Raw genomic sequence first — 25,586 nt, 5'->3', positions numbered from 1 at the left:
GCTGTCTGGTTGTGCTGCCCCCTACCTTTGTGAATACCACCGAAACCCTTTTGCTTCAGTGAAGGTTGGCTTCGGCGTGGCACCGGGTTTCTCCAGCAGTAGCACCTTGAAATCCCACAGTCCGAACCAGGCCGGGTCGCCGATCTTGTGATAGTGACAGCCGTACAGCTTGGGCAGCATGTCGCCCAGCGCCTTGGCCAGTTCTTGTTCGGTGTAGGCGCGGATCGCGAAGGATTTGCCCTGCGCTTCACAGAATCGCTGGATGGCGTAGGCAGCGCCCGTGCACAGAACGGGAGTGTCAGGCTTGATGCCCAGGAACTGCGGCAAGGCGAAGTACCGCTCCTGAAAGCCGAGCCAGCGAACCAGGTGGCGCAAAAGCGTGTATTGGACTTCGTACTCGGTATGGCCCGGCAACTTCACGGGAGCCGGCCAACCGGTGTCAATACCGAACTCGATCAGGATGGCCCGCCCGCCCGGTTTGAGGATCCGCCACAGCTCCGAAACGAAACGGAACGGCCCTAGATTGAAAATGAATTCCTCGGGAAGGTCCTGTCCCAGCGGGAGACGGGTGCGCCTGATCCAGTCCACCGCTTCTTGGTGGATGGGTGTCTCGCCCCTGTTCGCCTGCACTTCGCGTTTTGTCAACTGGACCGGCGTCATGTCTGCGAGGTTTTCGTTGTCGATGACGAGATCGACGCTGGCGTCCTTGAGGGGCAACCATTCCGCATTGGCTTGCAGCGCGGAGCGCTTCCAGCCGGCGTGGTGGGCCATGGCGAGTTGCGATTTCAAGAACGGCTTAGTCACGTCCAGAAAGAGATAATGGACGTCTTCCATTTCGCGCGGCGAGAGCTCCTGCGCCATCTCCCGCGCGACGTATCCAAGACCGCCGCCGACTTCGAGCAACACCCGCGGTTTCGGCGACCACCAACCTAATCGCCGTAAGTGTTTGGCGAGGAGGCGGCCGTAGGTCTGGCCCTGGAGGGCATCGCAGGGCTCTCTGAACAGATGCGACACGGTGGTCTCGATCGTGTCGAAGTGCCCCTCCTCCTTGGCGATGTCATGCAGGTGAAATTCGGACAGGTGCTCTTCTCCCTCGAATCCCTCGTGGCCGGACCATTTGTCGCGAATCTGCTGGAGGAGCAGGTCCCATTTGGCGCCGAGACGATGGTCGCCGGCCGGTGGGTTCACCCCGAAGTAGCAAAGGGAGTAGCCCGGCAGGGACCAATGTGCCAGGCACCAACGGCCGGTCTGTCCGTCCGGACCGCAGACCCATCTGCCGTACTTGTTGAGCAAAGCCTCGACGGTGATGTGGCCGTCCATTGAAGTCAGCAACTCGATCCCCAACCGGTTTAGGCGGACGAGAGGAAGGTTGTCATCCAGCGGCGTCAACCACCATTCGTCCGGTCCGTGCTGGTAGGCCACCATGTCTGGCATGCGCCAAGCCCGAAGCTTGAGGACCTCATCGGTCAGCGCCAGCGGTTCGCGGATTACGGTGGTTGGCTTCATCGAACCAAACATGACCTTTCTCGACGGTCGCAACATGTCAGAGTACACGATGGTCCCGGGCCGTCGCAAGTTGTCTGAAGACCGGTGTGGGCGGGGAAATCGAGTTGCGAGGTCGGAGAAGATCGATTGAGAAAGGTTGTCTGAAAAGAGATCGACAGACGTGTCGATTCGTGTTAGGAACCTACGTCTGGGAAGAAACGGAACCGTGCTCGACGACGACGAGGATACCCTGCATGATCGGGTGGACCCGGCAATGGTAGGGATAGTTCCCCGGAGGGAGGCTGGGAATCGTGTAGCTGCCGTCAGGTTCCATAATGCCGGAGTCAAACGCGCATGCCATTCCTTCCTCGATGCAGCCGTTGTGTGTGACGGTGTGATGCGTCGGGGTGGGGTTCTCCCAACGAATCGATACGCCCGCGACAGCAACAGCCTTCGCCGGCACAAAATAAGGAGACCCGTTCTCGATTGTGATGTGAAGCTGAGGCGTCGCAGCGACACTGGGCCAAGCGGCCGCAAGGGCCAGAAAACAAGTCACTATGGCGATCAATCGCAATGCTCGCATGCTGCGTCTCTCCGGTGTTAGCGGTCGTCCGCTCTTTAAAATTTAGAGCCTTGGAAAGGCGGAAAGGATTCGTCACCGATGGGACGACTTCTGTTCGGTGCCCTCGTCGCAGCGGCTTCGTCCCAGACTGTGATCCGCCCTCCCGCCCGCGCATTTTGGCTGCCCTCGCTGGCCGGGACCGAATGGGGCTGTGAGCTCATTGTACCATTGCTCCTGCAGCAGCTTCCTGGTCGGCGAGAGAAGACAAGTGGGTTGATCGGGGTATTTCTGGGGCTGGTGGTCTGCGGTCTGCCGACGTAACTGGAGAGCCGAAATTGGTAGCGGTCAGCCCTTCCCCTTTGGTGCTAAGCGAGTGGTTAACTGGTGCGCGAGCTCCACAAGTGCTCATGCGAACCGTCGTCTACATGTTCAAGGAAGGAACTGAGCTTCAGATGATATGTATCGGTCCGCTAATTCCTTCCCGGCCACGCTGGGGAGCAGTGCCGTGTCGGCCAAGGCGCCTTGCGCTGTCGTCTTGCACGGCGGGTCTTGGCAGGTCAGCCGTCTGGCCGAACAGGGCTGTCTGAATCCCTACCCGGCCGCTCGCGGCTATGGGGTAGTTACAGTCGATGATCGACTCGCTCCCCAATGGCGCTTTCCTGCCAACAGAGATGAGGTCACCGATGCGATCAACTCCCTCAAGACGCGTGCGACTGAGTTCGGTATCGATCCCGAACGCCTCGCGTTGGCTGGCCGGTTGGCCGGAGACCAATTGGACCTCTTGACGGCCTATGCCTCCGGAGATCCTGCGATCAAAGGCGTTGTGGCATGGTATGCTCCGACCGATCGTGCGGTTGCCTGTCAGCCTCCCGGCGACCCGGCGGTCATCAGTGCTCGGGGATTCTTCAAAACCTATCTCGCTCTGTCTCTTGACGAAGCGCCGGCGTTGTACGAAGCTGCTTCTCCGCTGAATGCTGTCGCAGCGAAAACGGTGCCGATACTGTTGGTCCACGGTGAGCAGGACGAGTTTGTCTCACCGGCACAGAGCGCGCCCTTGGCCGCCAAGCTGGCAGTCCCCGCTTGTCAATCGATTGCCCTGGGCAACCCATGGCTGTGACGCCAATTTTCAACGGCCCGTGCGGGTAGATCAGTTCGTATGCGATCGAGCAGTTTTTGAGCGCCGTTCTGCGGTAAGACGAGCGTAGCGATGCAGGGCAGATCTCGGTGCGCATTCCTGGTTCTTCAGACGGTGGCGGCCTGCGTCATCGCTCCTTCGGTCGCCGTGGCGTTTTCGATCACCTCGCCTCGCTCCGATGCGGTATTGCAATCCGGGCAGGATGTGCTGGTCTCCGTCGATGTCGGGTCCGAGATCGGCCTCCGCCGCGTCCAGTATTTATGGTTTCGTCACGGGGAAGAACCGGTGTCGATGCAGCAGGCCGCTCCCGCTCTGGTAGCGACCTCCGCCTCAACTCCGCCGTTCGGCGGACTGCTCCGCGTGCCCGTGGACGCAATTGGCACAATGCGTCTTCTGGCGGTGGGCGAGGTGGTGCGGGGCCGGCTGGAGGGCCGGGAAGAGTTCGATGAAATCCTGGTGCAGGTCGAGCCGGCTGCGGAGTTGTCAACCATCGAGTTTGCGGTGGAGAAGCCGTGGCGGCTGGAGACGATCGGGAAGATCGTCGAGATTCCCGTGGTTGGACAGTTCGCCGACGGGGTCTTGCGACGCATCAGCGGGGCGTCGGCTGGGAGCGCGTACCGTTCGTCGGACGAGCGAGTTATTCGGGTATTCCCGGAAGGTTTGGCCCAGGTCGTCGGCAACGGGCGGGCCGCAATCACCGTGACCAATCGCGGCAAAGTCGGGATTCTGGAGGTTGTGGTGGACGGGAACTTGGCACCTAATCGATCCCCCATCGCCCGAGCCGGCCCGGATTTGACGGTTAAATCTGGGGCAACCGTGGTGCTGAACGGTCTGCACAGCACCGATCCGGATGGAGATCCGTTGCGGTACGAATGGAAACAGATCCGAGGTCATAAGGTGACTCTCTTCAACGTGGACGAGGCCAAAGCGATGTTTGTGGCGCCGAAGGTTTCCCGCAAGCGGCTGTTGCAGTTCAGGCTGAGAGTCACTGACATGGCAGGACCCGATACCGTCAAGGGGGCTGACAGTTTTCCTTCGGTGGTGAACGTGTGGGTGGAACCGTGACGCCGAAGACGGCTGCTGCTTTTGGGCGGGGTTCGGTCGAGAGAACTGGTGCTCTCTACGTAGAGAGTGTTCGCCATGGACGGTTGCATCGCGATGCTCATTCATGCTAGATGGAGACCCCGAAAAATTCCTGCCGCGCAGCGGCTTATTGAGGAGGACTGCCGATGGCGACAAAGAAAAAGGCGATGAAGAAAAAGGCAAAGGCCGCCGCGACGAAGTCGCGAGCCAAGGCGAGATCGAGACCGAAGGGAAAGGTGGCCGCGAAGAAAGCGGCCAAGCGACCATCGGCCAAAGCGGCCGAGACCGGGAAAGCGAAGGCGTCGAAAAAGAAAGCTCCGGCGAAGGCCCCAAAGGCCGCCCAACCTGCTCCGGTGTCGGCTGAGCCAAAGGCGGCGGCCAAGCCGGAGAAGATCGCCACGGAGCCGAAGCTGCCCGATCTTGATCAGGTGATGGCGGAGGACATGGAGATGCCCGAGGATGTGGACGAGGTCGAAGAGGACATGGAGGAGCATCTCTCGCTTGAGGATGAAGATGACGACGTGGACTATCTCGAGAAACCAGAGGACCTGCTCGACGACAACGACGACTATCGGAATAATTAGCTCAAAAGCTTCTTTCCACAGGCGACAACCGCCTCGGTTATGTTGAGGCTTTTCAGCGGATGCAAAATTGGGTCGCGGCGAGGAGCTGATCGTCCGCCGGATTGTCGGCAGGGACGGCTCCTCGCCAGCGTTCTTCAACGCGGCTGTTGACGATTTTCCCAGCTCGACGCCAACCTCCCGGCTTTTCGGCATCAAAAGATGCTTCGCTCCGATGATCCATTTTCTGTTTGTGGCCGGTGCCCTGCGTGAACGAAGCTCCGTCGAAAGCGCGGAACTGCAATTGACGCATGAACTCTGGGGGCTCAGGACCGCGCTGATTCGGGACAACCTGCAAGGCCTTCTGACCGCGGGGTCCTGCGGTCTGGTCTATGTCCTCAAGGCGGGGATCTGCGCCCATTTTCGGATCGTCTCGAGCATTCTGCCATTCGACCAGCTTGACGATCTGCTCAAGGACGAATTGCGCAATGAAACGCGCTTCGGCTTTATCCGGATTCAACTCCTGAAGCGGTGGGAGTCGTCGCCTGGCGAGAGTCAGGCGCTCTTGCAAAAGGTGCTTCGGATTCCAGATCAGGCGGAGTTAGCACGGCGGTTGAATCTGGGAATGCACGCGCTGACACAAGAGGAATACGAGGCGATTCTCAAGGTCTTGGGGTGAAAAGGAACACTCCTTACAGTTTGCGGCCAGTCATGAGCTCATAGGCTTCTTCGATCGTGTGCACTTCCTTGATCGTCACGTTCAGTTCCACGCCCAGTCCAGTCAGATTCCAGTGCGGGTCAAACAGTTGACCGGCCGGGATGAGCACTGTTCGATATCCCTCGCGGACGGCGGCACGAACCTTGTCGGGAATCGACCCGACCGGTCCGATGGAGCCGTCCGGCCGGATCGTGCCGGTCAGGGCCACGCCGCGTTGAATCGGGTCCCCTTTGAACATGGCGATGAATCCGACCGCCATGGCGGCTCCGGCGCTGGGACCGTCGTTGGTGGTCGGAATGTACGTCACTTCTTGAACTGAGACGGTCCCGGTATGCGGGACGGAAGGGGTTCGTTCGACTGCGTAGCGAAAGGCGACCGCCATCGCGTCCGCATGGGTTCGCCCCAGGGTGACACCGGCCTTGAGCCATTGCAAGGCGACCGGGTTCGGTTCGGGTTTCTGATCCCAATGCAGCAGCAGGATCGCGAAGACGCCACGATCGTTGGATTTCAAGGAGGCCAACACCGGCAGCTCGACGACCGATTCGGCCGCAGCGTCGGTCGGCGGTGCGCAGAGAAAAGCAAGGCAGAGGAGAATGCGAGGTGCAAGACCGATCGTGAACAAGCGGATCCTGTGGCGCAGCATGAACGACGGCTCGTCGGCTGCACGAGTTCGGCGAAGGTATTGTATAAACGGTGTTGGAGGCTCTGTAAACGATTCGTGCGTCTTGTGCACGATCCTGCGATTGGCGTGGAAGGTCCCCGCGTGAAACGAACCGCGTTCCGGTCTTTATCCGTTTTCGGCGGTCGGTGGCTACCGCTGCTCGTCGTTCTCCTGGACCCGAATCCTCTTCCAGCAGTCTGCACGGACGAATCGCTTGCCGGAGGGGGGGGACAGGTTTTCGTGAAGCATCTGACCGGCTGCTCGGAATGGGAGCGGGAGGCACGTGCCGTCATGGCCAGGGAGTTGCTCGCCGCCATCCAATCGGGGAAGGGCATCGATCTCGCCGGGGTCGTCGTCAGCGGTGACCTCAGGCTCGATGAGTTGACTCCTTTACCGGTCGAGGCGATCCCCGGTCTGTCGCCGGATGAGCGGAACGCCGTCTTGGCGCTGAACGTGGAGAAGGTCCGGCTGATCTCCGGACCTCTGACGATTCGAGATTCGGTGGTCAAAGGCAGCATCAGCACCGGCATCAAAGAGGGATATATCGTGGTGCGCGGACCTGTCATTTTGACCGGCACGGTCTTTCAGGCAATGCTGGATCTGTCACGCGGTGTCTTTCTTGGACCGGTTGATCTCTCGAAGGCCGTGATCCTTCGGGAAGGGTACTTTGTTCATAGCCGCTTTACCCGCCCGGCCCAGTTTGCCGGTACCGCCTTCGGCGTCCACTCCCGGTTCTTCCGTGCCGTCTTTGCCGAACCCGTGACCTATCGTCAAGCCGCGTTCAGCGGCCTGGCCGAGTTTCTGCAGGTGACGTTCCAAAAGGACGCCGACTTTTCACGGGCGACCTTTAAACTGGGCACCGGCTTTTCCGGGAGCGAGTTTCTCAAGAGGGCCGACTTTTCAGAGGCCGTCTTCGAACGGGAAGCGTATTTTCTCTTCTCCGTGTTCGGAGGAGACGCCTCCTTTCGCCAAGCTATCTTTCGCTCGGTTGCGGACTTTTCGGACAGCCAATTCAAGGGAAGCGAAGATTTTACGGAAATCCGGTTTGAATCCCGGCCCCGTTTCGAGAGGGCCAAACTGGTCGGGGATCGCTCCACGCCCTTCCGAGCCCAGGGTTCGACCCCGCAGCTCGTTTTTACCGCTGTCTTGTTGTTGGTGGCGGCGGTTTTGGTGATCTACCTTGTCAGGGCCAAATGACGGGCTGGAGAGCTACGTCCCCTATATGTAGCTTTTGAGCTTGCCCGCACCACTATAAGCTGATATAAGGGGCGCGTTACGGTTTCTATGAGAGAGGTATTGTGGAACAGATGGAATTGGCCTATCAGGTGCGTCTAGAGAAGTTTGAAGGGCCGTTGGATCTACTGTTGCACCTGATTAGAAAGAATGAAATCAACATCTATGACATCCCTATCGCCCTCATTACCCAGCAGTATCTTGACTATCTGAACACGATGAAATCTCTGAACCTGACGGTGGCCGGCGAATTTCTGGTGATGGCGGCGACCCTGTTGCATATCAAGTCCCGCATGCTGCTGCCTTCGGAGGAAACGCAAGCCGATGAGGAGGACGGTCCGGATCCACGGGAGGAACTGGTCCGGCGCTTGCTCGAATATAAACAGTTCAAGGAGGCCGCGAATCAATTCGACGGACGGGAACGCCTGTGGCGCGATGTGTTTGTGAGAGAACAGGGGGGCCCGATGAGAGTCCGCTCGGAAGAAGCGCCGCTGGAGAATATCACCTTGTTCGACTTGGTCGATGCGCTGCAGGAGATCATCGCCAGGACACCAGGCCGGCGGCTGATTGAGATTGTGCCGGAGAACCTGACGGTTCGGGACCGCATGAACGCCATTCTGGATGTGCTGGAAGGCAAAGACGCGGTGACCTTCTCGTCGTTGTTCGGGGAAGCGTGTCATCGCTTAGTCGTGATCGTGACGTTTCTGGCGCTGTTGGAACTGATCCGAATCGGGGTGGTGCGGGTATTTCAGGCCGAGACGTTCGGGCCGATTCTCGTTTCACGCGCGTTCTCGCTGGTCAACGAGACCGAGCCGGCGGAGATGTTGGAGGAGTCGGAATGGAGAAACCTATGAGCATGACATTGCTTCTTACCACGGATGACGCGACTCGTGACACGGAATCCGACACGCCCGGAGAAAACGGGCATGAGCATTCCGCCACCGAGAGGCGGGCTGAGCACTGCGATAGAACCGGCTGCTCGGCCAACCGCCTTCCGGAATTGCGGGAAGAGCGGGAGCTTGAGGCTATCCTGGAAGCGTTGTTATTTGTGGCGCACGAACCCCTTTCGCTTGATCGCCTCTGCGCCCTGGTGGGCGACGCGAAAAGCGCCGAGGTTGTGCAGGCGCTGGGACGGCTACACGACGCACTGGAGCAAGGAGGGCGCGGTCTGCAGCTTATCGAAGTGGCGGGAGGATATCGTCTGGCCACCAAGGCCGAGTACGCGCCCTGGGTTCGCCGGCTCGAAAAGATCAAGACCGCTCCCAAGCTCTCGCGATCCGCACTGGAAGTGTTGGCCATCATCGCCTACAAACAGCCAATCGTTCGGGCGGAGATCGAAGAGATTCGCGGCGTTGAAACCTCCAGCGTACTCAGGACACTCCTCGAACGCAAGCTCGTGCGGATCGTCGGGCGCAAAGAGGTGCCCGGGCGGCCGATCATGTACGGCACTACCAAATTCTTTCTGGAACACTTCGGCCTTCGCGACCTGTCGGAATTGCCTCCGCTCAAGGAATTCAAGGAATTGGGCGAAGCTGAGCAGACGTTCCTGCCGATGGAAGAGGAGCTTGCGCAAGGCGATCGTTCTACCGGCCACGCGAACGTCGATCCCCGTAGCGAGCCGTTCGGGGTGGATGGAGGGTCATGGGCGACCGCCGTCGGCTGTTCATCGACGCTCAATCTGGAGCCGGCGGAATAATTCCTGTCCATCTCCTGTCGGCCGGTGGCTTTCGAGGGACTCACTTGAGCGCCTTTTCCTGACCACGTGTTTAACTTTCTCAGGGGCGGCGTGCGCAAGCAAAAGAGAAGAGCAGAGAGCGTCCTCGCCTCGCCTTGACTCCCTTCTTTTTGCTTTGTTAGACTGCTCGCTTATCTACTCGAAAAATCCGCGCTTTCCCGTTGTTCAGAACGGGCATGAATCGCATGAGGCAACAACCATGATCAAGGCTTGGTTACTTGACGAGATGTTCAGATTCAATCGGTTCGCGTTGTGGGTGGAAGGCAGCCGGGACGAGTGGGGTGCGGGCGATTCGGTTACCGAGGAAGAAGAACAGCCACCGCCGCCGCCGACCGGGTTGACCGCCAAACCAGGAAACGGTCGGATCACCTTGACTTGGGATCCTGTCCCGGACGCCATGTACTACAACCTCTATTTCATGACGTCCAAGGGTGTTCAGATCAAGTTTTCGGAGCTCACCCGTCCGATCGCCGGTCCCGAGGATTTCAAGCACACCATCGGCGTGACCAAGGAAAAAGGCAGTTGCATCGAAGGCGCGACGTCGCCGTTCGTGCACGACGATCTTGCCAACGGCACTTGTTACCACTACGTCGTCACGGTGGTGACGCCGAAAGGAGAGAGCCCGGAGTCCCAGGAAGTGATGGCGATCCCGTCGCCGTATCTGTTGGCCATGCAGTTCGGGCAGGAGGGCGTCGATGACGGAGAATTCAGTTCGCCCACCGGTATCGCGCTGGACAAAGACGGTAACATCTACGTTGCCGACACCGACAATCATTCGATCCAAAAATTCGACAAGGATGGTAAGTTCCTCGCCCGTTGGGGCGGCGAGCCGAGTCAGGAGGAAGGACTGTTTTACTATCCGCGCGGACTGGCGATCGGCCCCGACGGCGAAGTCTATGTGGCGGACAGCGGCAACAACCGGGTGCAGAAGTTCGATGCTGACGGCAACTGCATGCATGCCTGGGGGAAGTTCGGCTTTGCGTGGCGCGGCGCCGACATGGGAAAGTTCGATGTACCCTGGGGCATCGCCACCGACAAGGACGGCAACATTTACGTCTCGGACACCAGCAATTCCCGCATTCAGAAGTTCAAGTCCGACGGGACGCCGTTGCTGAAGTGGGGCCGCGACGGCAGCTTCGACGGCGCGTTTTTCTTCCCCCGGGGGATCGCTGTTGATTTCGTCGGCAACATCTTCGTGGCCGACGAAGGGAACAATCGCATCCAAAAATTCGACGCCAGGGGGAGCTTTCTGACCAAGTGGGGCCGCGAAGGCAGCGGCCCCGGCCAGTTTAAGGCCCCCTGGGGCGTCGCCTGCGATGCGCTTGGCAACGTGTACGTGGTGGACAGCGGCAATCACCGCATTCAAAAATTCGACGGCAACGGCACCTTCTTATGTGCCTGGGGCAACCGGGGAAAAACCGAAGGGCAGCTTAATTTCCCATCCGGGATCGCGGTTGACCGAGAAGGATGCGTCTATGTCGTGGACAGCGGCAACAACCGCGTCCTGAAGTACGTGCCGACCGAGGAACAGTTGGCGCAGGAGCAAAAGGCCGCGCCCAAAGAATCGGGCGAGCATGCGCCGCCCAGGAGCCTCGTTGTCAAGCCCGGAGACACAGAAACCCATATCAGTTGGATGGAGGTGCCGGGCGCGGTCTCCTACAACCTCTACTTCAACACCTCGCCGAACCTGACGATGCAGACAGCGACCAAGATCGAAGGCGTGACCAGCCCTTTCACCCACACCGGTCTGACCAACGACATTCCCTATTACTACGCGCTGACGGCGGTCTATGAGGATGGGGCCGAGAGTCCGCTGTCGGAGGAGGTGACAGCGACGCCGGTTCTCATCGACATGACGGCGCCGCAGAACGCCAACGCCTTGATCAATCACGGCGCGTTCATGACGAATTCCCCGGAGGTGATGGTTACGATTTCAGCGGTGGATGTGGATACGGGCGTCGCAGCGTATTACATCTCGGAGAATCCCATGACGCCCATGGCCGGTACGCCGGGCTGGGTTGATGTCGAGCCGGCGCAAAAGTTCGGCGCCACGATTCCATTCGTGCTCTCTCCCGGGGACGGACAGAAAACCATCTATGTCTGGTTCAAGGATGTGGGCAACAACGTGTCGACGCCCGCCTCGGCCAGTATCCTGGTTAACACGTCGGGCTATCTGTGCGTGTCGAAATGGGGAAAACCGGGCCGCGGCGCCTCCCTGCTGCACGGTGGTGAATTCATGCCGCCGATATACGGGTTGGCCGTGGATCCGCAGGGCTGCCTCTTTGTGGTCGACAACGGCAACAACCGCGTGCAGAAATTCGACAGCAACGGCAACTTCATCATCCTATGGGGAAGCTTCGGATCGGCCAACGCCAATTTTCACAATCCGACCGGCGTCGCCTGTGACGCCAAGGGCGATGTGTACGTCGTCGATACAAACAACCACCGGGTGCAGAAATTCGACGGCAAGTTGGGCGGGTACCTGATGAAGTTCGGCTCGCGAGGCAACGGCGAAGGGCAGTTCAACGCGCCCTGGGGAATCGCAATCGATCGCGTGCGCGGGTACATTTATGTCGTGGACAGCGCGAATTTCCGGGTACAGAAGTTCGACATGACCGGCGAGTTCATCATGTCATGGGGCAGTTTCGGCAACGGCGACGGCCAGTTCTATTTCCCGCGCGGTATCGCGGTCGATCAGGCGGACGGCTCGGTCTATGTCGTGGATATGGGCAACCACCGGGTGCAGAAATTCGACACCAGCACGAACGTGCTGCCGCAATTACTGACCAAGTGGGGCGGAAGTTCGGAGGCCGGCCATGCTAGCAGCCCGCAGGCCCAGGAGGCCGGCCAGTTGCGGTCGCCATGGGGGATCGCGGTCGACAGCCAAGGCGACGTGTATGTCACCGATACCGGCAATCACCGCGTGCAGAAGTTCGACCGTGAGGGCAATTTCATCACCCAGTGGGGCGGCTTTGGCAATGGCGACGGGCAGTTCAACTTTCCATACGGGATCGCCGTGGATGCCAAGGGCAGCGTGTACGTGGTCGACAGCGGTAACACGCGCGTGCAGCAGTTCATGCCGGCTGAGGAAGGTAGCGAGCGGTTGAAGGAGGAAGCTGAAGCGGCTGCGGAACTCGCAAAGGCACAGGGCGCAGCGCAAGTGTAAGATCCGAATGGGAGCCGACGAAGAGGCGTCATGCTCGATAACGAGGTCCGTATAGGGCTCACCTACGACGATGTGGTGCTGGTGCCGGCCAAATCGCAGGTCCTACCGAGCGAAGTCGACACGCGGACCTTGGTGACCCGCCAGATCACGATCAACATTCCAATCGTCAGCGCGGCAATGGATACGGTGACCGAAGCGCGTCTAGCCATCGCCCTGGCCCGGGAAGGCGGACTCGGCGTCATTCACCGCGTGCTCGCGCCGGCGGACCAGGCTGCTGAGGTGGACAAGGTCAAAAAATCGGAAAGCGGGATGATTCTTGATCCCATTACGATCTCGCCGGATCAGACGATCCGCGACGCGCACAACCTGATGGCGAAGTATCGGATTTCCGGCATTCCCGTGACGAAAAACGGAAAGTTGGTGGGCATTCTCACCAATCGGGATCTGCGCTTTGAGACCCGTATGGATCTTAAGGTTTCACAGGTGATGAGGCGGGAGAAACTGATCACGGCACCGGAAGGTACGAGCCTGGAAAAAGCGCGGGAGATCCTGCACGAGTATCGGATTGAGAAGCTGCCGGTCGTGAACAAGAACTTCGAGTTGAAAGGACTGATCACGATCAAGGATATTGAAAAACGGATTAAGTACCCGAACGCCTGCAAGGACGCCCACGGTCGGTTGCGGGTCGGCGCCGCGGTAGGCGTCGGGCCGGATACCGAAGAGCGGGTCGCGGCGCTGGTGAAGGCTGGCGTCGATCTCGTGGTAGTGGATACGGCCCATGGGCATTCGCAAAGCGTGTTGGATACCGTGAAATTTATCAAGAAAAAGCATCCGGACCTGGCCGTTGTGGCGGGGAACATCGCGACAGCCGAGGCGGCGAAGGATCTGGTGAAGGCCGGCGCCGACGCGGTGAAAGTCGGCGTGGGCCCCGGCTCCATTTGCACCACCCGTGTCGTGTCGGGGGCCGGGATGCCGCAACTCACGGCAGTGGCCGATTGCGCGAAGGCGTTGCGCGACACCGGTATCCCAATCATCGCCGACGGTGGAATCAAATACTCCGGCGATATTACAAAGGCCCTGGCGGCCGGTGCGTCGGCTGTGATGCTGGGGGGGCTCCTGGCCGGCACCGAAGAATCGCCCGGCGAGACGGTGTTGTTTCAAGCCAGGACGTACAAGGTCTATCGCGGCATGGGCTCGATCGCCGCCATGGAACGGGGCGGAGGGGATCGGTACGGACAGGGCGGGCGCGCTCCACAGAAATTGGTTCCGGAAGGGATCGAAGGTCGGGTGCCGTACAAGGGCCCGCTTGCCGGCGTTGTCTATCAGTTGGTCGGTGGCGTCAAGGCCGGAATGGGTTATTGCGGTTGTCGGACCATTCCGGAGTTACAGCAGAAAGCGACGTTCATTCGCCAGACCCTGGCCGGACTGCGCGAGGGCCACGTCCACGACGTGATCATCACCAAAGAGGCGCCAAACTACCGCACGGATTGGGAGTAACGCGAATAGCGAGTAGCGAATAGCGAATAGCGCGGGGAGAAAGTTCGTACGAGTCGGCTGCTAGCTACCAGCTATTTGCTACTGGCTGAGACATGGAATTCGGGCACGACCGCATCCTCGTCCTCGATTTCGGATCCCAGTACACGCAGCTTATCGCCCGCCGCATCAGAGAAGCCCGGGTGTATTCCCAGATCCTTCCGTATTCGGCGCCGCTCGCCACCATCTTGGCGTACCGTCCCAAGGGGCTCGTGCTGTCGGGAGGTCCCGCCAGCGTCTACGAGCGTCGCGCGCCGCTGATCTCCGAGCGCTTGCTGGATCTGGGCATTCCTGTTCTCGGTATCTGTTACGGCATGCAACTGGTCACGCATCTGCTGGGCGGGGAAGTGGCGAAAGCGATCAGGCGGGAATACGGCCGGGCGGAACTGATCATCGACGATCGCACCGATCTGTTCAACGGTGTCGGCGAAGGATTGTCCACGACGGTGTGGATGTCCCACGGAGACCGCATCGAGCGCATGCCGAAGGGATTTCGTTCGATTGCCCATACAGCGAATTCGCCTGTGGCTGCGATGAAGATGGAGGGAGGCGGGCGCAAGATTTATTGCCTCCAGTTCCATCCGGAAGTGGCGCATACGGTCGAAGGACCCCGCATCCTGCGCAACTTCGTTTACGACGTTTGCGGCTGTAAGCCGACATGGACGATGCGGTCCTATGCGGACACGGCGGTTCAGCAGATACGCGACCAAGTCGGAAAAGAAAAGGTGATTTGTGCGTTGAGCGGGGGCGTCGATTCCTCGGTGGCCGCGGTGCTCACCCATCGCGCGATCGGCAACCAGTTGACCTGTGTCTTCGTGGACAACGGGGTTCTTAGGGCTGGTGAGGGCGAGCAGGTGCAGAAGACCTTCGCGTCGCATTTGAAACTGAACCTCCGGTTCCTCGACCGCTCCGCGCAGTTTCTGGCTGCGCTCGAAAACGTGGTCGATCCGGAGCGCAAGCGAAAGATCATCGGTCGGCTGTTCATCAACAACTTTGAGGCAGAGGCGAAGAAGCTGGGGACGATCAAGTTTCTGGTGCAGGGTACACTGTATCCGGACGTCATTGAGAGCGTGAGTTTCAAAGGGCCGTCCGCGACGATCAAGACGCATCACAACGTCGGCGGGTTGCCCGCCCGGATGAAACTGAAACTCATCGAACCGCTGCGTGAGCTGTTTAAGGACGAGGTGCGGGTGCTGGGCAAAGAATTGGGTCTGCCGGATGACATCATCTGGCGGCAGCCGTTCCCAGGCCCTGGGCTTGCCATCCGTGTGCTGGGAGCGGTCACGGAAGAGCGGTTGGCGATTCTGCGCGACGCGGAGGCGATCGTGGATCAGGAGATTCGCGCGGCCGGGCTGTATCGCGAGCTGTGGCAGGCCTTCGCCGTATTGCTGCCGATCCGGACGGTCGGCGTGATGGGAGATCAACGGACTTACGAACACGTGGTTGCCATCCGGGCCGTGACCAGCCTCGACGGCATGACCGCCGACTGGGCGAGGCTGCCGCCCGAGTTGTTGGGCAGGATCTCCACTCGCATCATCAACGAGATCAAAGGCGTGAATCGGGTGGTCTATGACATCAGTTCGAAGCCGCCCAGCACGATCGAATGGGAATAGCAGAGGGACGTGAAGCGCGAAGAAAGAAGGCAGACTACTTCCTAAAGATGCTTCACGAAATGCGAGCAGTGCTTCAAGAAATGCAACGGTTCGCCAATACGAGATACGCTTCACGAACGACCAGATGCCGCTTATGGAAGTGAGGCTTCAAAAACTTATCGCCGGCACCGGCTTGACCTCGCGCCGAAAGGCGGAACGGATGATCGCCGAAGGGCGGGTCACGGTGAACGGGAAGGTTGTGCGCGAACTCGGTACGAAAGTCGATCCGACCCGCGACCATGTGAAGGTGAACGGCCGGCATCTCAAGGCCGTGCAGCCTTACGTCTATCTTTTGCTGAATAAGCCCAAGGGGGTCGTCTCCACCTTGGAGGATCCCGAAGGCCGGCCAACGGTCAAGGATCTGCTGCGCGGCGTCGGTGTGCGGGTATTTCCGGTCGGCCGGCTGGATTTCGACAGCGAAGGCCTGATGCTGCTGACGAATCACGGCGAACTGGCGCAGGCCTTGTTGCATCCCCGCTATCATGTACCGAAGACCTACCTAATCAAGGTCAAAGGCGTGCTGACTCGGGAAGAACTGGAGCGGCTGGCGCGGGGAGTCGTGCTGGAAGACGGGCCGACCGGGCCGGCGACGGTCAAGCCGGTTCGGAAAGCGGAGCAGAATTCCTGGCTGGAAATCACGATTCACGAAGGGCGGAAGCATCAGGTAAAACGCATGTTGGAGGCGGTTGGGCACCGGGTGCTCAAACTCACGCGGGTCCGGTTTGGTCCCTTGTCGCTAGGCGACCTCCAACCGGGCGAGTTTCGGTATTTGACGGATCGGGAAGTGAATGCGATCCGTGTTCTCGTTCGAGATCGCGTGACCAAAGGCGCGAGGCAAACGGCTGGCGGCGCAAATGTCCATGAAGCCCATGAGCCCGTTCCCGGTCGTGTTTCTCGTCCCTCTCTCCTCGCCTTGCACCTGCACCGGAGGCGGGCATGCTGATGCGGACCCATCACTGCGGCGAGCTGACCAAGTCCCACGTGGGGCAGACAGTCGTGTTGAACGGCTGGGTGCAGCGGCGCCGGGATCACGGCAGCCTGATCTTCATCGACCTCCGCGATCGGTACGGGATCACGCAGATCGTGTTCAACTCGGAGCGGAACCCCGTCTCGCATCGGGACGCCCACGACCTGCGCAGCGAATACGTGGTCTCGGTCCGCGGGCAAGTGGCGCTGCGGCCGGAAGGTTCAGAGAATCCCGACCTCCCAACCGGCGCGATCGAAGTGCTGGGCGACTCCGTTGAAATTCTCAACGAGGCCAAGACACCGCCGTTCCTCATCGAAGACGAGGTCGACGTCAGCGAGGCGATCCGGCTCAAGTACCGGTACCTGGACCTGCGTCGGCCAACCATGCAGCGCTTGATCGCGCTCCGCCACGCGGTCACGCAACACGCCCGGGCTTTTCTCAATGCGCAGGGGTTCCTGGAAGTCGAGACTCCCATGCTGACCAAAAGTACGCCGGAAGGTGCGCGGGACTATCTCGTGCCCAGCCGCGTCAATCCCGGCTCGTTTTACGCCTTGCCGCAGTCGCCGCAACTGTTTAAGCAGATCCTGATGGTCGGCGGGGTAGATCGCTATTATCAGATCGCCCGCTGCTTCCGGGACGAGGATCTGCGGAACGATCGGCAGCCGGAGTTCACGCAGATCGACTTGGAGATGTCCTTCGTGGACCGCGAGCAGGTCATGACGTTGACGGAACTCATGATCAGCACGGTCTTCAAGGAGGCCGCCGGCGTTGAGCTGCCGACACCGTTTCCGCGAATGACCTATACGGAAGCCGTCGCTCGCTATGGCTCCGACAAGCCGGATCTGCGGTTCGACATGCCCCTCTACGACGTGACGAGCTTCGCGGCGAAGAGCGACTTGAAGGTGTTCAAAGACGCGGTGGCCAAGGGCGGGATCGTGAAGGCGTTGATCGTCAAGAACGGTGCGGCTATTTCGAGGACCCGCATCGACGGGCTGGGGGAAACCGCCAAGCGTTTCGGCGCGAAGGGGTTGGCGTGGGTCAAGATCGTTGGCGAGGGGCGGCTCGACTCCCTCGTCGCGAAATTTCTGGACGCCAAAGCGCTGTTGGCCGCCTTGCCGGATGCGGCGGTCGGCGATCTGGTGCTCTTCGCGGCGGACACGCCTGGCGTGGTGCACGACGTGCTGGGTCGGCTGCGCCTCCTGCTGGGCGAGGAACTAAATCTGATCGACCGGTCCGCCTGGCGGCCGCTCTGGATCATCGAATTCCCGTTGTTGGATTACGATCCGGAAGCGAAACGCTACGTGTTCATGCACAATCCTTTCGCGGCGCCGTTGGATGAAGACGTGAAGTTTCTGGATTCCGATCCCTTGAAGGCGCGAGCCAAGGCCTACGATATGGTCTTGAACGGGAATGAAATCGGCGGAGGAAGCATTCGCAACCATCGCCGCGACGTGCAGATGAAGATCCTTGACCTGCTCGGTATCAACAAGGAGCTGGCGGAGGCCAAGTTCGGGTTCTTGCTGGAAGCTCTCGAGTACGGCGCTCCTCCGCACGGCGGGATTGCCTTCGGGCTTGACCGGCTGATCATGCTGCTGGGCGGCGCCGACTCCATCCGGGATGTCATCGCTTTCCCCAAAACCCAGAAGGCTCAGTGTCCTCTGACCGAGGCTCCCTCGCCGGTCGGCCCTGATCAATTGGAAGAGTTGCGGATCAAGCTCGATCTCGTCGAGTAATGATCGGTTCGGCCCGCCGTTACTGGAAGGCGTATCCCACAAACACGCCGCTCTGGACCAATTTGGCGTCCGGGTCCTGAAACCCAAGCGATTTGTAGAACAGGCTGATCGTCAGGGTGCGGATACGGATTCCACCTTCAATCGTGAACCCGTAACGCGCTCTCGGGTCCGGACCGCCGACGGCATTGACGGTGAACGGTCGGAGAAGCCCGGCTGACATGTACCCTTGGTTATAGTCGAGACCGGCGCCTACATGCCAACTAAGAAAGCGCAGGCTATCCCAACCAGCTGGCGCGCCGCGGTCTTCCCACGCGTCGTAGCCCAAGCCGGCAGACGGAGAAAGCCGGACCGATCCGAATTTGAAACCATACCCGGCGTCGCCGGAAAGGCTGAGGCCTTCCTTGGGAATAATCCCTCGGTCGTCGTCCAAGCCCTCGGCCACCCACCATTTCTCAATGAGAAGCCTGGTCCCGACGCGTTCCCAGTTCACGTTCGTGGCGAACCCGACGCCGACCAGCGACTTGTGCCCGCCGACGCTTCACAATTGATCCCAGGCGATGGTGCCGACCTTTAGATATGGTCTGACTTCCGCCTCTGCTCCGCCCAGCGGGAATCCATGGCTGAGACCAATGGTTGTCAGAACGTTCAGCAAGAGCACAATGATCTGCAAAAGTCGAACGGTCGTGCTGGAGACAGACACGGGACCTCGTCTCCTTTCTGCCGGCTGAAGGTTCAGACGGTGGTAGGACCGATAGTGCCGGCTGTACGGCTGAAGCGCAAGAGCCGGGTGGACTTCCTGTCGAGCTGCGGTGGAGTTGATGCGGGTCAGCGGCTCTTACTTGAGAGCCTTGCCGGGCAAGGCCCCGTAAGGACGAACACGAAGGAAGCGTAGACAGCCTGATTCCCCGACGGAGGGCCAAGGTGTAGAATGCTAAAAAACGAACGAGAAGGACATTCCGTATCCGGGAGGTGTCTGTTGAGTATGAGCCGTGTGGGCATCCTGTCGGTTTCGGCGCTGCTAGCCGTGGGCTGCGCGTGGGTTGAGCCGACAGAAACCGCCTACTTGCGAACCGCTCAAGATCGGGCGACTCAGGAGGAAGTCCGGCAGCAGCTCGGGGTGCCAACCTTGACGGCTGCCACGCGGACAGGGGAATCGGTCTGGGTTTACCAGATTCGGACGCAGCAGCCGGGGAACCGAGTCACGGCGCCGGGTACGTGGTGCGACGAATATGTGCTCACGTTCGACAGCCAAGCCATTCTACGGCGGTGGACTAGCCGGTCCTATTTCCACGGTGGCGAGTATGCACCGACCTACTGCGTGCCCGGTGGCTATCAAGCGGCATCATCGGACATGCGCTAAGCAACTCGGAGGTGCGCCATGAAGACCATCCTGCAAATCGCTATCCTCGGTCTGTTCGTCCCGATGGCCGGATGCGGTCTAGTGATTCCCAAAGAGACCCGGTATCTGGAATTAGCGCAGGATCGGGCCACGCAGGAGGATGTTCGCCAGGAACTGGGGGACCCGCAACGAATGGCCGTCACTCAAGATGGGGAACTGGTCTGGGTGTACGAAGTTCGGCAACTGGAGCCCGGAAGTCAGAACACATGGGCGACAACGGGGTCTTGGTGTGATGAGTACACGCTCAGGTTTGACGCCGACGGGGTGCTCAGGCAGTGGACCCACAAGTCGTTTCTCCATGGCGGGGAATTGATGCCGCTGACGTGTAATACCACGGTGGGCGTACAGAAGCCGGCGTTATAAGGGGCGTCGGATTCAGCCGGTTCAGCCCCCATCAACCGTTTCTAGTGGTCGGCCCGTCCGACTTGTGGCAAACTGGAGCGTCCAATTCAATTCCTGAAGACGTTGGTCCGACTGAGCGAGATAGGGGGGTGGGCACGATGGGTTTTCTTCTCAAGCTGTCTCTTGCACTCTGCGCATTCTTTATAGGTGCGGCTCCAATCGTTTCACCAGCAGCGCCGGAAACGGATAAATCTCCTGAACGAGCCCCTACTGCCGAACTGCAGGAGATTAAGAAATTCGTCTCCGTTGAGGTGCAGACTCAGGGCAGTGCGGAGAAAATCGGACTCAGGAGTACCGAGTTGACCGACCTCACCCGCCTGGCCTTCTTGAACAATTTTCCCGGGGTAGCGTTGGAAAGTTCCGGAGGACCGTCGCTCGATGGTGTCGAGCGGCCGAACCAGATCGGCTTTATCAATTGTGAAGTGTGGACGGTCGGAGAAGAGTACATCGTGGCCTATCATGTGGATTGTAATGCGGGGCCCTACGTGACACCCAGAACGCCGAATGCGGTGTGGGGTCATGCCCTGCTTGGTTATGGGCCGAAAGACCAGGTTCCCGATAGCATCCGAAAAGGCCTGCGAAGCCTGATCGAAAAGTTCGCGCTCGTGTTTTTCAGATCCCGCGGCGTGGTCGAAAGCGCGGCGACGGCGAAATAAGACGACGTCCTTCATCGTGTGGATGGCTGCGGTGTGGGCAGAGCCGCTGTTCTTTGCCTTCCCGAGTATGAGAGGAGGTGCGCGTGCGCCTCAACCTGCCGATCATTGACCAGCTTGCGTCTTGCGAAAGTCTCCTGATCGCCGGAATGGGCGGTGGGTTCGATTTGTTCTGCGGATTGCCGATTTATTTCGGGCTGCGGCATCGAGGGAAAGAGGCCTGCTTGGCCAGCTTCACTTCTCGGATATCGCTTCGCTGGAGGACGGCATCCGTGTGTCGCCGACGCTGGTCGGTGTGGATGCCGGTCTCACGGATTTTTGCTCCATTTCCCCGAACTCTCCCTGACGCAGTGGTTTGAGAAGCGCAACCAACGTGTCACAATTTGGTCCTTCCACAAGACCGGCGCCAAACCATTACTGGAGAACTATCGGTTGCTGATCGAGCGGTTGTCTATTGACGGCATCGTCCTGATCGACGGCGGGGTGGACCGTCTAGTTCGAGGGGATGAGTCGGAGATGGGCACATTGGTTGAAGACGCAATCTCACTCTTTGCAGTCAACGAACTCGGACAGATTCCTGTGCGAATTCATGCCAGCGCGGGACTGCCCATCGAGCCAGATGTCGCGCAAACGCAGGTGCTGGAAAACATGGCGGCACTCATGCAGGCCCGTGCCTTTCTGGGAGGCTGTGCGTTGGCGCCACCGATGGAGGCGCACCAAACGTCTGAAGAAACAGCCGTATCCAGCTCGACACCCTGCCATAGCTCGGATAGAGTCTCCCTTCGGATTAGATCCCCGCCATGATCAAAATGGGGGGAACATAAGTTTCCTTCAGTTCCTTCCAAGGTGTTCAAGATCACCTATGACCGACGCAGATTTCATGCGCTTGGCGCATCCAGGCAGCCTGGCAAGGGCTTGAGAAAGGAGAAATGCCTTTCGTCGCCTGTGTCGTGAAAAACGGCCGCATCCTTTCGGTTATGCACAACAGTGCCAGGGCCAATATGGACACGACCGCTCATGCCGAGGTCCAGGCGATCAGAGGAGCGAGCCGCGAGTTGAACACACTGGAATTGTCCGGATGTGTGCTCTATTCGACTTGCGAACCATGCTCGATGTGTTTCACCGCATGCCTATGGGCAAAGCTTGGCAGGATTGTGTATGCCTGTCGCATCGAAGACGCGGAGAAAGCGGGCATCTGGCAAATTCCCATTTCACCCCATCGTATGAAGCGACTGGGACACAGCAGTGTGCAACTGGTTGGTGATGTTCTTCGTGAGGAGGGTCTAAAGCTCTTTGAGTTCTGGTCGCGCGGTCAGACTCGGCCGCGAACATAGGGCGGGGTTCGGGTAACCGGCAAGCGTCTCTCAAGAAGGCACTTCAGCAATCGGCGCAAACCTGAAGAGGAGGCATGGAAGCAAAAGTCAGGCAGGAACTCTTCAACCTTCTCGCTCTAACCCGTGCCGAGCCTGGCTGCATCAACTTCGATATGCATGAAGCCCCAAGCGACCCGTCGCTCTTCCTTTTCCATAAGGATTGGGCGAGCGAGGAGGAGCTCAAGTGCTGCTTTGAGACGCCGCATATCCCGCGGTGGATCCAACAAAACCTTGTTTCTGGAATCCTGGACCTGACGCACCTGCGGAAGGTGAATGAACAGCAGCTCCATGTTGTTTCTGGCAGATGAAACAATCCGAACGCCTTTGTCAGGCACAGAGAGGAGTGATCGATGAAGGTACACGAAGTCCTGAAAGTTCTTCTATGGGCCGGTCTGATGGGCGCATCGTTGCCCGCAGTGAATGCCCACGCAGGTTCCAATTTGGTGACCAAGCCGAGCAACTATACCGTGAGCGAGACGATCGACAGGATCGAGAAGGCCGTGACCGCGAAAGGGATGAAAATCTTCGCCCGTATCAATCATAGCGGAGAAGCGAAAAGTGTCGGACTGGAAATGAAGCCGACAGAGCTTCTGATTTTTGGCAATCCCAAAGGCGGAACCGCCCTGATGACGGCCAAGCCAACGGTCGCGATTGATCTCCCCATGAAAGCGTTGGCGTGGGAAGACCAGGACGGTAGGGTCTGGCTCACCTATAACTCACCCGAGTTGCTGCAAGAGCGACACGGTCTGCCGGCGGAACTCGCCAGTAGGCTCGAGCCGGTGGGGAAGTTGCTGGAGCAGGCAGTGGAGTGAGCTCCTCTTCGTATCTTCACAGTGAGGCGGTCAGTATTCTATCCTAATGCTAATGTCACTCTTGGTGTTATTCTCACGGGGGGATCGGCTCCTTATTCGGTGATATCCTTCCACCAGCCTTGCCTGGTGGTTTTGGCATCGGCCTCAAGCCGGATGATCTCGGTCTCTGGCATTATTTTCGGGGCTCTTCCGGGTTCTGTGTGGATACACCGTTGTCACAGGGTTCGTAGCATCTGCTGTTTCTGACAGGGAGCCAGGTCGGCCTGCGCCGTTCAGACGCTCCGGCGCGACCGCACGAAGCGGGCCTCTCCTGGCCTGAGGAACTTGCTGGCTTCGGCGCTGTGCGCGAACCCAGCGGCGAACAGTCCTCGGCCTGCGCTTCGCGCACCGTCGCTGCCCGCCAAGTTGCGGTGCCCGCGCCTCCGCGATTCGCAATGCAGCCCGACCCGGCCCCAGGTTGGACACACACAATTTCCGGAGGAGCCGTTTTTTGTTGACCCAGGTGAACCCGCGTCTCACCAGTTTATGAGTCAGGTTGAGGTGACTGCTTACCCAAACCTCTCCGGGGATGTGGTCTTTGCGCAAAGTTCTATAGGCTCTGATGAGGACCACCCGGTTTTTTACCAAGGCGACCACCATTCGCCGGGCTTCCTTTCCGTAAGGTTAGTCCAGCTCAGGAGCATCTACGCCGGTGACTTCAACGCTGCAGCGAGTCTTGTTCCGCAGACCTGTCAGGGTATCCCCGTCTTCGACGCCGACTACCATACCCTTGCTTGAAGGTACGTGAATCAGTTGCGGAGCCCGCAGAGTATCGGGCGGATAGCCCAAAGCCAAGGACGGGCTTCCATCGTCTCCAGGGATCCATTCTCTTCATCGGTTGGTCTCTAAAAGTTTAGAAGTTAGTGATATTGGTGAAACGCAGGTCGCCTGCCTCTAGCCTGTAACCGGTAAGACAATCCATCAAAAAAGAAATCGTTTGTTTTGAAGGAAGAAACGAGATCCGGAATGACCGGCGGACGGACTTGCCGGCTGCTGCCGGTGTTGCAGTGGCGATGCACGTTCGTAAAGAACACGACGGGCATGTTTATATCTCCTTCATTATTTTCAGATGAGACAATGAAAGGGTCCTGGCGCGTTTCCGTCGAAGGGCATGCGATGAAGGTGACAGACCCTTGGAGTGCCGGTAAACGCGTGGGCCAGAAGGGCGGACCGTCTAGATTTGTTCCACGTCCGCGATAATGGTGTGATACCCAGAAGCGCCGTTCGGTTGCGGGCGGACGAGTTCGGCAGTCTGCAGTTGACCCCTGGTATCCGTTGCGCGAACGACGACCTGGTACTTGCCAGCCTTCGGTGGGCGCCAGCGATAGCTCCAAATCACCCAGGTGTAGGGCGAGACCGGAGGCTGGAGCTCTGTCTCGTTCCACGTCTTGCCGGCATCAAAGCTGATCTCGACTTTACTGATCGAGTTCGGCCCGCCGAACGCGATACCACGGAACAGATGCTCAGGCCCCGCCAGCGGTTGATAGTGGCCAGGGCTGTCGATGCGGGAGAAGATCTTGATTGTGCCGTCATCGGTCCAACCTTTGCGCTGCCAGTAGCCCTTGTAATCTCCGGCGTAGACCTCAATTTCGATGATCCATTTCACGTTCTTGATGCCGTAAAGTCCGGGTACGATCAGCCGCAGTGGAAAGCCGTGCTCCTTCGGCAGTTTCTCGCCATTCATCAGATAGGCAAGCATGACATCGTCCTGCATGGCTCGGGCGAAGGGAATGCTGTCGTCGTAGCCGTCAGCGGCGCGGAACACGACGTCGCGGGCCATCTCTTCGTCGGCTCCGGCATCCTGTAACAGTTTCTTCAGTGAGATGCCGCGCCACATGGCATTGCCGAGGCTGTCACCACCCGGCAGGGTATCGATGCACTCCAGTGTGACGGCCTGATCAAAGGCATCACGATTAAGAATGTCGCGCCAGCCCAGTGTCATGGGACGTTTGACTTCGCCTTTGATGATAAGGCGCCATTGTTCCTGGTTCAAATCGCGGGTGAGGTTGGCGCCGAACGGAGAGTCGGAGTAATTGACGACGTAGAACTTATCGTTCGGCGTGAAATACGTGGTTTCCCGCGGAGGCACCGCGAACATCCGGCCGAAGAGCGAACCGATGGAATCACATCCGCCGGTTAGGCTGGCCAAAGCGGTCAATCCGCCGAGCTTGAGGAGCGTTCGTCGGCGCAGCGAGAAGTGATTGTTCATGGCCGAGGAATTGCCAAATGAAAAAAAGAAGATCGTCGCCATTATACACCGTTTGTCCGACTTGACTCTGAACAAAAGCGCTGGTATGTTGAGCAACGTTCGCGATCCTACCTGTGACCACGCCGCCAATAGCGACGTAGGCTCCAAGGGAAGACTCGATCGCAAGAAAGTTTTTTGGAGGCCCTTGACAGGGCTTGACGCGCGTCGTATAGTACACGGCTCGCGCAAGGCATGCTGTTCTTTGACAACTGAATAGAGTGAGCGAGGTAAGGTGTATTGAAGAGGTGGCCCCTGGATCAGATTCCTTAACATTTTTATGAGAGTTTGATCCTGGCTCAGAACGAACGCTGGCGGCGCGCCTAACACATGCAAGTCGAACGAGAAGGCGTCGCAAGACGCTTGTACAGTGGCGAACGGGTGAGTAATGCGTGGGTAACCTACCCTTGAGTGGGGAATAACTCGCCGAAAGGCGGGCT

At 59.2% G+C, this 25,586-nt stretch carries 26 protein-coding genes and 1 rRNA gene (1 of these 27 cut by a window edge); 21 read left to right on the top strand and 6 right to left on the bottom strand.

All coding sequences use genetic code 11. The annotated features are described in order from the left end of the window. Positions 1 to 21 precede the first annotated feature (21 nt). Together ACWHTU_RS13580 and ACWHTU_RS13575 are read right to left on the bottom strand one after the other, a co-directional pair. Positions 22 to 1,518 carry a class I SAM-dependent methyltransferase gene (locus ACWHTU_RS13580; protein ID WP_447859908.1) on the bottom strand — a complete coding sequence of 499 codons (1,497 nt, stop codon included), beginning with the start codon at positions 1,516 to 1,518 and terminating at the stop codon, positions 22 to 24. 169 nt (positions 1,519 to 1,687) lie between these two features. Continuing rightward, on the bottom strand, positions 1,688 to 2,068 hold the full coding sequence (locus ACWHTU_RS13575; RefSeq protein WP_447859906.1) for a cupredoxin domain-containing protein: 381 nt from the start codon (positions 2,066 to 2,068) through the stop codon (positions 1,688 to 1,690). Between the two features lie 78 nt (positions 2,069 to 2,146). On the opposite strand from ACWHTU_RS13575, the gene ACWHTU_RS13570 reads away from it, so the two are divergent. The 5 genes from ACWHTU_RS13570 (at position 2,147) to ACWHTU_RS13550 (ending at position 5,504) form a co-directional block, all read left to right on the top strand. Beyond that, on the top strand, positions 2,147 to 2,368 hold the full coding sequence (locus tag ACWHTU_RS13570; protein ID WP_447859905.1) for a hypothetical protein: 222 nt from the start codon (positions 2,147 to 2,149) through the stop codon (positions 2,366 to 2,368). Positions 2,369 to 2,552: 184 nt separating this feature from the next. Further along, entirely contained in the window at positions 2,553 to 3,164 is a 612-nt protein-coding gene (locus ACWHTU_RS13565; protein ID WP_447859904.1) for an alpha/beta hydrolase fold domain-containing protein, read from the top strand. A gap of 90 nt (positions 3,165 to 3,254) precedes the next feature. After that, on the top strand, positions 3,255 to 4,247 hold the full coding sequence (locus tag ACWHTU_RS13560) for a PKD domain-containing protein (protein WP_447859903.1): 993 nt from the start codon (positions 3,255 to 3,257) through the stop codon (positions 4,245 to 4,247). 164 nt (positions 4,248 to 4,411) lie between these two features. Beyond that, complete coding sequence (locus ACWHTU_RS13555) at positions 4,412 to 4,849, top strand: hypothetical protein (protein WP_447859902.1); 438 nt, start codon at positions 4,412 to 4,414, stop codon at positions 4,847 to 4,849. A gap of 211 nt (positions 4,850 to 5,060) precedes the next feature. Further along, entirely contained in the window at positions 5,061 to 5,504 is a 444-nt protein-coding gene (locus tag ACWHTU_RS13550) for a hypothetical protein (protein WP_447859901.1), read from the top strand. A 13-nt stretch (positions 5,505 to 5,517) separates the two neighbouring features. On the opposite strand, the gene ACWHTU_RS13545 is transcribed toward ACWHTU_RS13550, so the two are convergent. Then, positions 5,518 to 6,186: a S16 family serine protease gene (locus ACWHTU_RS13545; protein ID WP_447859900.1), complete on the bottom strand. Its 669-nt coding sequence runs from the start codon at positions 6,184 to 6,186 to the stop codon at positions 5,518 to 5,520. A 120-nt stretch (positions 6,187 to 6,306) separates the two neighbouring features. On the opposite strand from ACWHTU_RS13545, the gene ACWHTU_RS13540 reads away from it, so the two are divergent. From ACWHTU_RS13540 to aspS, 8 genes are all read left to right on the top strand, one after another. Then, positions 6,307 to 7,401, top strand: coding sequence for a pentapeptide repeat-containing protein (locus ACWHTU_RS13540; RefSeq protein ID WP_447859899.1), 1,095 nt, complete (start codon positions 6,307 to 6,309; stop codon positions 7,399 to 7,401). Positions 7,402 to 7,511: 110 nt separating this feature from the next. After that, positions 7,512 to 8,291 (top strand): segregation and condensation protein A, encoded by a 780-nt coding sequence (locus tag ACWHTU_RS13535; protein ID WP_447863366.1) that lies wholly within the window; start codon positions 7,512 to 7,514, stop codon positions 8,289 to 8,291. Next, entirely contained in the window at positions 8,288 to 9,133 is an 846-nt protein-coding gene (gene scpB / locus ACWHTU_RS13530; protein WP_447859898.1) for an SMC-Scp complex subunit ScpB, read from the top strand. Before ACWHTU_RS13535 ends, scpB begins: the two co-directional genes overlap by 4 nt. A gap of 238 nt (positions 9,134 to 9,371) precedes the next feature. After that, positions 9,372 to 12,338, top strand: coding sequence for a 6-bladed beta-propeller (locus ACWHTU_RS13525; RefSeq protein ID WP_447859897.1), 2,967 nt, complete (start codon positions 9,372 to 9,374; stop codon positions 12,336 to 12,338). 30 nt (positions 12,339 to 12,368) lie between these two features. Next, on the top strand, positions 12,369 to 13,835 hold the full coding sequence (guaB, locus tag ACWHTU_RS13520) for an IMP dehydrogenase (protein ID WP_447859896.1): 1,467 nt from the start codon (positions 12,369 to 12,371) through the stop codon (positions 13,833 to 13,835). Between the two features lie 92 nt (positions 13,836 to 13,927). Next, positions 13,928 to 15,484: a glutamine-hydrolyzing GMP synthase gene (gene guaA, locus ACWHTU_RS13515; RefSeq protein ID WP_447859895.1), complete on the top strand. Its 1,557-nt coding sequence runs from the start codon at positions 13,928 to 13,930 to the stop codon at positions 15,482 to 15,484. A 133-nt stretch (positions 15,485 to 15,617) separates the two neighbouring features. Then, on the top strand, positions 15,618 to 16,466 hold the full coding sequence (locus ACWHTU_RS13510) for a pseudouridine synthase (protein ID WP_447859894.1): 849 nt from the start codon (positions 15,618 to 15,620) through the stop codon (positions 16,464 to 16,466). After that, entirely contained in the window at positions 16,460 to 18,223 is a 1,764-nt protein-coding gene (gene aspS, locus ACWHTU_RS13505; protein ID WP_447859893.1) for an aspartate--tRNA ligase, read from the top strand. Before ACWHTU_RS13510 ends, aspS begins: the two co-directional genes overlap by 7 nt. 19 nt (positions 18,224 to 18,242) lie before the next feature. Here aspS and ACWHTU_RS13500 read toward each other — a convergent pair whose 3' ends face one another. Beyond that, positions 18,243 to 18,713, bottom strand: a complete 471-nt coding sequence (locus ACWHTU_RS13500; RefSeq protein ID WP_447859891.1) for a hypothetical protein — start codon at positions 18,711 to 18,713, stop codon at positions 18,243 to 18,245. Positions 18,714 to 18,761: 48 nt separating this feature from the next. Further along, positions 18,762 to 18,923 (bottom strand): hypothetical protein, encoded by a 162-nt coding sequence (locus ACWHTU_RS13495; protein WP_447859890.1) that lies wholly within the window; start codon positions 18,921 to 18,923, stop codon positions 18,762 to 18,764. 282 nt (positions 18,924 to 19,205) lie between these two features. Here ACWHTU_RS13495 and ACWHTU_RS13490 point away from each other — a divergent pair, with 282 nt between their 5' ends. The 7 genes from ACWHTU_RS13490 to ACWHTU_RS13460 all read left to right on the top strand — a co-directional run bounded on the left by ACWHTU_RS13490 (position 19,206) and on the right by ACWHTU_RS13460 (position 22,862). After that, positions 19,206 to 19,583, top strand: a complete 378-nt coding sequence (locus tag ACWHTU_RS13490) for a hypothetical protein (RefSeq protein WP_447859889.1) — start codon at positions 19,206 to 19,208, stop codon at positions 19,581 to 19,583. Between the two features lie 18 nt (positions 19,584 to 19,601). Beyond that, a complete protein-coding gene (locus ACWHTU_RS13485) occupies positions 19,602 to 19,985 on the top strand; it encodes a hypothetical protein (protein WP_447859888.1) in 384 nt (127 codons plus the stop codon). Between the two features lie 137 nt (positions 19,986 to 20,122). Then, positions 20,123 to 20,680: a hypothetical protein gene (locus tag ACWHTU_RS13480; RefSeq protein ID WP_447859887.1), complete on the top strand. Its 558-nt coding sequence runs from the start codon at positions 20,123 to 20,125 to the stop codon at positions 20,678 to 20,680. 315 nt (positions 20,681 to 20,995) lie between these two features. Beyond that, entirely contained in the window at positions 20,996 to 21,481 is a 486-nt protein-coding gene (locus ACWHTU_RS13475) for a DUF1152 domain-containing protein (RefSeq protein ID WP_447859886.1), read from the top strand. Between the two features lie 125 nt (positions 21,482 to 21,606). Continuing rightward, a complete protein-coding gene (locus ACWHTU_RS13470) occupies positions 21,607 to 22,011 on the top strand; it encodes a nucleoside deaminase (RefSeq protein ID WP_447859885.1) in 405 nt (134 codons plus the stop codon). Between the two features lie 74 nt (positions 22,012 to 22,085). Beyond that, a complete protein-coding gene (locus tag ACWHTU_RS13465; RefSeq protein WP_447859884.1) occupies positions 22,086 to 22,358 on the top strand; it encodes a putative quinol monooxygenase in 273 nt (90 codons plus the stop codon). Positions 22,359 to 22,400: 42 nt separating this feature from the next. Then, complete coding sequence (locus ACWHTU_RS13460; protein ID WP_447859883.1) at positions 22,401 to 22,862, top strand: DUF302 domain-containing protein; 462 nt, start codon at positions 22,401 to 22,403, stop codon at positions 22,860 to 22,862. 1,213 nt (positions 22,863 to 24,075) lie between these two features. On the opposite strand, the gene ACWHTU_RS13455 is transcribed toward ACWHTU_RS13460, so the two are convergent. Then, positions 24,076 to 25,152 carry a molybdopterin-dependent oxidoreductase gene (locus ACWHTU_RS13455; RefSeq protein ID WP_447859882.1) on the bottom strand — a complete coding sequence of 359 codons (1,077 nt, stop codon included), beginning with the start codon at positions 25,150 to 25,152 and terminating at the stop codon, positions 24,076 to 24,078. 270 nt (positions 25,153 to 25,422) lie between these two features. Here ACWHTU_RS13455 and ACWHTU_RS13450 point away from each other — a divergent pair. Further along, positions 25,423 to 25,586: ribosomal RNA gene (locus ACWHTU_RS13450) — 16S ribosomal RNA — on the top strand; it runs 1,377 nt beyond the window's last position.

The organism is Nitrospira calida, from assembly GCF_976986435.1.
Note: the sequence above shows the minus strand (reverse complement) of the source record. Positions and strands in the feature narration are given on the sequence as shown.

Excerpts from the sequence above, each read along its gene's own strand:
- ACWHTU_RS13545 (WP_447859900.1), bottom strand. The coding sequence starts at position 6,186 with ATGCTGCGCCACAGGATCCGCTTGTTCACGATCGGTCTTGCACCTCGC.
- ACWHTU_RS13485 (WP_447859888.1), top strand. The coding sequence starts at position 19,602 with ATGAAGACCATCCTGCAAATCGCTATCCTCGGTCTGTTCGTCCCGATG.
- ACWHTU_RS13510 (WP_447859894.1), top strand. The coding sequence starts at position 15,618 with ATGGAAGTGAGGCTTCAAAAACTTATCGCCGGCACCGGCTTGACCTCG.
- ACWHTU_RS13560 (WP_447859903.1), top strand. The coding sequence starts at position 3,255 with ATGCAGGGCAGATCTCGGTGCGCATTCCTGGTTCTTCAGACGGTGGCG.
- ACWHTU_RS13460 (WP_447859883.1), top strand. The coding sequence starts at position 22,401 with ATGAAGGTACACGAAGTCCTGAAAGTTCTTCTATGGGCCGGTCTGATG.
- ACWHTU_RS13525 (WP_447859897.1), top strand. The coding sequence starts at position 9,372 with ATGATCAAGGCTTGGTTACTTGACGAGATGTTCAGATTCAATCGGTTC.
- ACWHTU_RS13555 (WP_447859902.1), top strand. The coding sequence starts at position 4,412 with ATGGCGACAAAGAAAAAGGCGATGAAGAAAAAGGCAAAGGCCGCCGCG.
- ACWHTU_RS13470 (WP_447859885.1), top strand. The coding sequence starts at position 21,607 with ATGCCTTTCGTCGCCTGTGTCGTGAAAAACGGCCGCATCCTTTCGGTT.
- ACWHTU_RS13575 (WP_447859906.1), bottom strand. The coding sequence starts at position 2,068 with ATGCGAGCATTGCGATTGATCGCCATAGTGACTTGTTTTCTGGCCCTT.
- ACWHTU_RS13490 (WP_447859889.1), top strand. The coding sequence starts at position 19,206 with ATGAGCCGTGTGGGCATCCTGTCGGTTTCGGCGCTGCTAGCCGTGGGC.
- guaA (WP_447859895.1), top strand. The coding sequence starts at position 13,928 with ATGGAATTCGGGCACGACCGCATCCTCGTCCTCGATTTCGGATCCCAG.
- scpB (WP_447859898.1), top strand. The coding sequence starts at position 8,288 with ATGAGCATGACATTGCTTCTTACCACGGATGACGCGACTCGTGACACG.
- ACWHTU_RS13480 (WP_447859887.1), top strand. The coding sequence starts at position 20,123 with ATGGGTTTTCTTCTCAAGCTGTCTCTTGCACTCTGCGCATTCTTTATA.
- ACWHTU_RS13570 (WP_447859905.1), top strand. The coding sequence starts at position 2,147 with ATGGGACGACTTCTGTTCGGTGCCCTCGTCGCAGCGGCTTCGTCCCAG.
- aspS (WP_447859893.1), top strand. The coding sequence starts at position 16,460 with ATGCTGATGCGGACCCATCACTGCGGCGAGCTGACCAAGTCCCACGTG.
- ACWHTU_RS13465 (WP_447859884.1), top strand. The coding sequence starts at position 22,086 with ATGGAAGCAAAAGTCAGGCAGGAACTCTTCAACCTTCTCGCTCTAACC.
- guaB (WP_447859896.1), top strand. The coding sequence starts at position 12,369 with ATGCTCGATAACGAGGTCCGTATAGGGCTCACCTACGACGATGTGGTG.
- ACWHTU_RS13550 (WP_447859901.1), top strand. The coding sequence starts at position 5,061 with ATGATCCATTTTCTGTTTGTGGCCGGTGCCCTGCGTGAACGAAGCTCC.
- ACWHTU_RS13455 (WP_447859882.1), bottom strand. The coding sequence starts at position 25,152 with ATGGCGACGATCTTCTTTTTTTCATTTGGCAATTCCTCGGCCATGAAC.
- ACWHTU_RS13580 (WP_447859908.1), bottom strand. The coding sequence starts at position 1,518 with ATGTTTGGTTCGATGAAGCCAACCACCGTAATCCGCGAACCGCTGGCG.
- ACWHTU_RS13535 (WP_447863366.1), top strand. The coding sequence starts at position 7,512 with ATGGAATTGGCCTATCAGGTGCGTCTAGAGAAGTTTGAAGGGCCGTTG.